5 protein-coding genes are annotated in these 2,787 nt (G+C 48.4%); all 5 read right to left on the reverse strand.

Going from position 1 to position 2,787, the window contains the following annotated elements; genetic code table 11:
* Window positions 1–113: 113 nt before the first annotated feature.
* The gene (locus AVS7_RS23840) at window positions 114–632 is read right to left on the reverse strand and encodes a WYL domain-containing protein (RefSeq protein ID WP_159402788.1); all 519 of its coding nucleotides are present in this window, start codon (window positions 630–632) and stop codon (window positions 114–116) included.
* A gap of 138 nt (window positions 633–770) precedes the next feature.
* Window positions 771–1,241, reverse strand: coding sequence for a DUF4124 domain-containing protein (locus AVS7_RS23845; protein ID WP_024001540.1), 471 nt, complete (start codon window positions 1,239–1,241; stop codon window positions 771–773).
* A gap of 287 nt (window positions 1,242–1,528) precedes the next feature.
* Complete coding sequence (locus AVS7_RS23850) at window positions 1,529–2,017, reverse strand: DUF3592 domain-containing protein (RefSeq protein WP_024001541.1); 489 nt, start codon at window positions 2,015–2,017, stop codon at window positions 1,529–1,531.
* 91 nt (window positions 2,018–2,108) lie between these two features.
* Window positions 2,109–2,462, reverse strand: coding sequence for a hypothetical protein (locus tag AVS7_RS24450; protein ID WP_024001542.1), 354 nt, complete (start codon window positions 2,460–2,462; stop codon window positions 2,109–2,111).
* The gene (locus AVS7_RS24455; RefSeq protein WP_024001543.1) at window positions 2,462–2,674 is read right to left on the reverse strand and encodes a hypothetical protein; all 213 of its coding nucleotides are present in this window, start codon (window positions 2,672–2,674) and stop codon (window positions 2,462–2,464) included. The genes AVS7_RS24450 and AVS7_RS24455 overlap by 1 nt, the downstream gene beginning before the upstream one ends.
* Window positions 2,675–2,787: the final 113 nt, after the last annotated feature.

Here is a 2,787-nt window from a genome sequence, read left to right on the forward strand (position 1 = left end):
TCGCGCATTCAAAACGGCTGGCGTCCAATCGTGCCTATTCGGATCCGTCAATCATGGGGTTGTGAGAGGTTCCCCGCTGCAATGACGGGTTAGGCAGTAGCGCGGCATAAGCACTAGCGGTTGCGATCAGAGAGCCAACGTTCCATGTCGGAGATTGGGCTTTCGTGTTGCGTGTCGATTGGATTTTGAATGCTGACTAACCTGAACGTCCTTTCCTCTTTTCGCAATTCGCAGTATCCAACGAGGTATTCTGGTGACTCAGCTGGATAGACGGCGATCAAGTTAACAGTACGTATGGTTATTTCACCTTGAGAGTTGGTGTATGTGAAGCGGATCTGACCTTGAGTTAAGAGTCCCTCAGTTTTTATCTTGTCTTTGAAACTGCCATAGCGGTGATAGTCGAGCGGTTCGTCCGATGTGATTGTGATCGCTCCGACTTTCTTGATGAAAACCGGAAGCTTGACTGTGGGGGACCTTTTGCGACTTTGCTTCTTGGGAACCGGGTCAAAAAACTTTCCCGACTCGATCAACCGATTCAAATTTTCGACCGCTGCATCCAGATTGCTATAGAGCTTTGCCATGCGACGCTCCTTGGCAGCCTGTTCCTGCTTGGCCTTGGTCGCTGCAGACACTGGACGCCTTGGTTTGGATGTTGGCATTAGCGTTGGGTTTATAGATGCCCGAACGGACAGGGTTGATGCTTTCTGAGGCCTAACGGTTGAGTTCAGCGGGCGCCGCAGGCAATCCGCTGGAAGGAAGGGTTAGCCGCCTCATTCGAGCAGGTACTCCGAGTAGCCAAGTACCTTTTCGCCCTTCTGATCCGTGTAGCAGATATAGCTTTTGAAGCCCACATAGCCTCCATAACTGTTCTTGGCATTGATTCTCATGAACATGCGAACGGCTTTGGCATGTGCGTATTTCGAGCTCATGGTTGCTTCTTGTCCAGACGGTTGCGCGTTTTCTTCAAACTGAAGAGATCCTGGATCCTTGAATGGAAGCCAGTTCGTCGTTTCGACTTTGCAAAGCGCCGCTACGCGTCGTAGTAGTTCAACGTCACTGATCAGCTTCACTGGCTTTTCCGACGATGGTGACGACGGTAATTTCATTTCCGTGGTCTTCGCATCAGAAGGACACGGTTTATCTGAATAGAACGTTCCCGCTGGCCCTTGGCACTTATTCACTTGCGCATAGGCACCTAGTGGTGCTGCGAGTACGAGCAAAAAAATGACTGCATTCAGCATGCAAGGCTCTCCTTTGAATCACCTAACGAACTAAGGTAAGCGGCGGCTGGAGGCCGTCCGCTTGAGCGCAAGGTTAGAGCCAAAGCCCACACAGCAGCCACCTAAAGCCAGCAGCATAGTCGGAAAAATGAGCCTGCACCAGTGTCAATGCGACACCGGAAAAATGAATCCAAACGACCAAAGGCAAAACCTACTTTGGAAAACTGGCGACAACAAAAACCAGATTTTTACGCGCTTGGAATAAGCACGACCGTGAACGGAAGTGTTAGGCATCGGGTTCATAGCACTCACCAACGCCAGATATAGAAGGCAACGGCTAGGAAAATGAGCGCTGACAAAAAAGAGATGCTTGCCCAACCCGGACGCAAGAGAAGGCTCTTGTTTGGACGCTTGGGGTTGTAGTAAATAATTACCTTCCCTGTTTCACTCGGTCTGACCTGACTAGGCAGGATTTTCGCGGTGTTCTGGAGCATGCCTGAGGCAGACATTTTCCATATCGATATTTCTCGGCCCGCATAGGATTGACCATTCACCTCATACCTATAAAGCGCCGAAGGTACATAGTCTTGGTCTCTGGTGCCAGGGTCGGGACTTCCCAGTGGGCGAATTCCAAGGCTGAGAAGTTGACCTTCCACCTGAGGCCACCTGCGAACTCGCAGCGCATGCCACAGCGAACCTACCAAAACGATGAGCACATACAGGGTGGCCCAGAAGTGGATGCCCTGCAACTCTTTGCGGAGTGCTAAATCGAGCATGCGTTGAAGATAATCGAGCATGGCTTGCGAAGCCTAACGACCAAGCTGTGCGGCGCAAACGGAGCGCAGCGTAGTTTGCGTCCGAACGAGCGCCTTGTTAGGCAAAATCTTCCTATCTGATACCTAGAGCCTTTAGGTCTCTGGCAAGTTTTCTCTCTTGATTCATAAAATCTTCTGAATTTAATTCGATAGTGTTTTTATCTTTGAAGCCGCAAATCGTATCTCCACGTACTCTACCTCCCATAGCATTTTTTGCAGTGAAGTTTAGCTTCACTCTATACCACCCGTTGTCCAGATCGATACCTTTAGTTGACATGATTTCCAATGACCCAGGGTCACCAAGGCCAAGTTTCACATCTTCCTTGCACGCATTTACTTGTTTATCAAAGGTGCTCTCGAAAGGATTGCAACCCTGAATGACCATGACGAAAAAAATGGCATATATTAATTTAAATGTACGATCCATTACTGATCTCCGCTTGGTAGTAAATGTATTAGAACAGCTTTTAGAAAAGCACCATTATTGTTATCATCGACCTTCTCAAAGGTGTTATTTCCAATATTAAATGCCTCCAGACTGCCAAGAGCTTTAGTGCTTCTTCGTTCGGATTGATATTTTGAAACTGGGAATAAATGATTTGAAAAAGTACCCGACTCCTCATTTTCAATCATTTGCACATACAGGTTTCCTTTTTCATCGACCCATAGGCAATATTTAAGGCTCTGTCACAAATCTGTGTTGGTAGTATGTGGGCCAACGCGTTGACGGAGTGGGTTTGCCATGCGGAAGA

It is taken from the genome of Acidovorax sp. MR-S7 (assembly GCF_000400995.2).
Lineage (GTDB): Bacteria > Pseudomonadota > Gammaproteobacteria > Burkholderiales > Burkholderiaceae_C > MR-S7.